Consider the following 2,602-nt stretch of genomic DNA (forward strand, 5'->3'; position numbering starts at 1 on the left):
TATCACCGCACCGGTGCTAACGACCGTCACTTTGATCGCTATCGGCACAATCATGGTGGTGATTACTTGGCTTGGCGCTCGTAGTCAGAACTCAGCGGGCTGACCGGACGCTTACGTTAAAAAGAGGGGCGTGGACGTCTGATAGGGTGCACCAAAGGCTGCATGAATACAAAGTTGCATGCTGTGACTGACACGATGGGGTGACCAGTTCGCTTTTTTATGACAGCCGGTCAGGTGAGCGATTGGACCGGAGCCAGAGCGCTTGTGAGTAGCCTGCAGCTGACTGGCTGCTCGGGGATCGTGGCTATGATGCGGATTGGTTCCGAGAAGCCCTTGTGAGTATGGGTTTCACGTCTTGCATCCCAGGCCGAAAATCACGAGACAAAGCGATCAAGTATGAAAAGCGCCGCCACAAAAGGCGTAACCGGATTGAGATCATGGTAGGCCGGTTGAAAGACTGGTCACGCGTAGCAACCCGTTACGACAGCTTTCCAAAGGTATTCCTGTCTGCACTCGCAGCAACCGTCATATTCTGGTTATGTGTCCTGAGCCTAGCTGTGAAACTACCGGAGCTTTGGTCGGCCTAAATCCGTGAAATAGATTCAAGTCGCACAGCCAGCATTTCACATACCACTTCGCCGACTGCCTGCAATATTCTCATTCAGCATATTTCCGCTTATTGACCGCAGTCAATAAGCGGAAATATTGCACATATTCTCACTCTATGTTGTAAGAATATCAATTCCATCCCCTCAAGCCCTTTAAAGGGAATTTTGAGCATTCCATCAAGTAGACACGCGAAACAGTAACCGTAACATATTTACAATATGGTATAATTATGACGCCCTCCACATCCAATCCCGCCAAATCTCTGCGCGCCACCCGTCCAACACGGACTCTGTTTTCAACCTTGTCATCCTTTGCACTGGTCGCAACACTAGGCGTGTTTTCATCAACAAACGCCAATGCGCTCGACACCAATGCGCCCCAGGTTCCTTCTGAACTATTTGCCTCCTTACCGGACACATGCCCAACGCCAGACGCATTTGCGATTACTCCTGAAGGTAATCTAACCCTGTCCTGCCCGAATTACGCAGGATCCGCAGGCCAACAGCAAGGCGCGCTTCTTGGGCTCACTCCAGACGGCACACCTTTTGACATCGGCACACTGTCTCAGTTCACGCAAGACGGCAAAACACGTCCGATGGGCATGGCCTATGCTCCAGACGGCGCTCTGTTCATTGCAGACAATCGCGGCGGAAATGATGGACGCGTGCTGCGCGTAACGTTTGAGGACGGCAAAATCGCCACGACCGAAGTTGTCGCGTCTGGACTAAGCTCCCCAAATGGTCTGCGCTATCACAACGGTGGAATTTACATCACCCAATTGCGCCTACCAAACGTAGCGGGGCCACATATCGCAAGCGGTATCTATCGGTTCAACGAAACCGACCGTGATCTTGTTGTCCCCAGCGACGGCACATCCGAGACCTTGATTTTCCTAGATCACACAACAAACCCAAACGTTGGCTTTGGCTTGGACGGGCTTGTGTTTGACGCCCAAGGTCATCTGTACACAGCCAACCTCGGTGACGGGATTGTCTATAAATTGAGCTTAGATGCCAAAGGCAAAGTCATCTCGCAGCAAGTACATACCACCGTTCCAACCACTGTTGGCCCAGACGGCATGTCGATCGACGATAAAGGCAACCTCTATCTCGCGGGCTTGCGCAGCAATCAAATCATCAAAGTCGACCCACAGGGTAAAACATCCGTTCTAACAGAAAACGGCGACAGCGATGGTGCTAATGGCGAACTCGACCAGCCGGCAGACTTGATCGTCTATAATGGGAAGCTGATCGTCTCCAATTTTGACCTGATGAAGGGCGATGGCATTGTGAACCAAGGCCACAGCAAACCCTACACGTTGTCAACAATCGACCTGAACTAACTAAGCTGAAACGACAAAGCACCAATGCTTCGCAGCATTGGTACTTTTTTTCAATCAACGTGGTCGCTGGTTTGGTAATCCCCCATTTTTAATGGGGCTCAGCCGTTCGATTCACGCGGCTGTTTTCAGCTTCATAGCGGCTGTCATGCCGCCGATGCCCATGTTGGCGCGCTCGTTGTTGTAAGTCCAGAGCCGTTCGGTTGCGTGATCCTATGCCTCCTCGATTGTTTCGAAGATGTATTGTCCCAACCATTCGTCCCACTGCACGGCAGTCGAAATGAAGGTTCGATGAGAGGCGCGAACGGTGCGATTGTAGCGCTCGATATAGGCGTTCTGTTGCGGCTTGCCTGGTTGGATATGTTCGAGGCGAACGCCATGCTTTTCAGCCCATTCCATCAGCTTCCCGCTGATTTATTCGGGTCCATTGTCGACCCGTATCGTCTGCGGTTTACCCCGCCATTCTCTGCGGTTTACCCCGCCATTCAATGATCTGGTTCAAGCTGCGCACGACCCGCTCGGCGGGCAACGAGAAGTCCACTTCAATGCACAGACCTTTGCGATTAAAGTCATCAAGCACGTTTAATGTCCGGATCGAACGGCCATCTGCAAGCAGATCCGCCATAAAAGTGCGCGGGCGGCGGGGAGCCCAGA

At 52.1% G+C, this 2,602-nt stretch carries 1 protein-coding gene and 2 pseudogenes; 2 read left to right on the forward strand and 1 reads right to left on the reverse strand.

All coding sequences use genetic code 11. From position 1 onward, the window contains the following. Window positions 1-120: 120 nt before the first annotated feature. Together KMP13_RS17665 and KMP13_RS17670 are read left to right on the forward strand one after the other, a co-directional pair. Window positions 121-587, forward strand: a pseudogene (locus tag KMP13_RS17665) (IS5 family transposase); the annotation flags it as partial. Window positions 588-838: 251 nt separating this feature from the next. Beyond that, complete coding sequence (locus KMP13_RS17670) at window positions 839-1,951, forward strand: SMP-30/gluconolactonase/LRE family protein (protein WP_215267300.1); 1,113 nt, start codon at window positions 839-841, stop codon at window positions 1,949-1,951. Window positions 1,952-2,062: 111 nt separating this feature from the next. On the opposite strand, the pseudogene KMP13_RS17675 reads toward KMP13_RS17670, so the two are convergent. After that, a pseudogene (locus KMP13_RS17675) lies at window positions 2,063-2,602 on the reverse strand (DDE-type integrase/transposase/recombinase); the annotation flags it as partial.

It is taken from the genome of Epibacterium ulvae (assembly GCF_018678075.1).
GTDB lineage: Bacteria > Pseudomonadota > Alphaproteobacteria > Rhodobacterales > Rhodobacteraceae > Epibacterium > Epibacterium ulvae_A.

Bases quoted from the DNA above. Each gene is read 5' to 3' on its own strand.
- KMP13_RS17670 (WP_215267300.1), top strand. From the start codon at position 839: ATGACGCCCTCCACATCCAATCCCGCCAAATCTCTGCGCGCCACCCGT.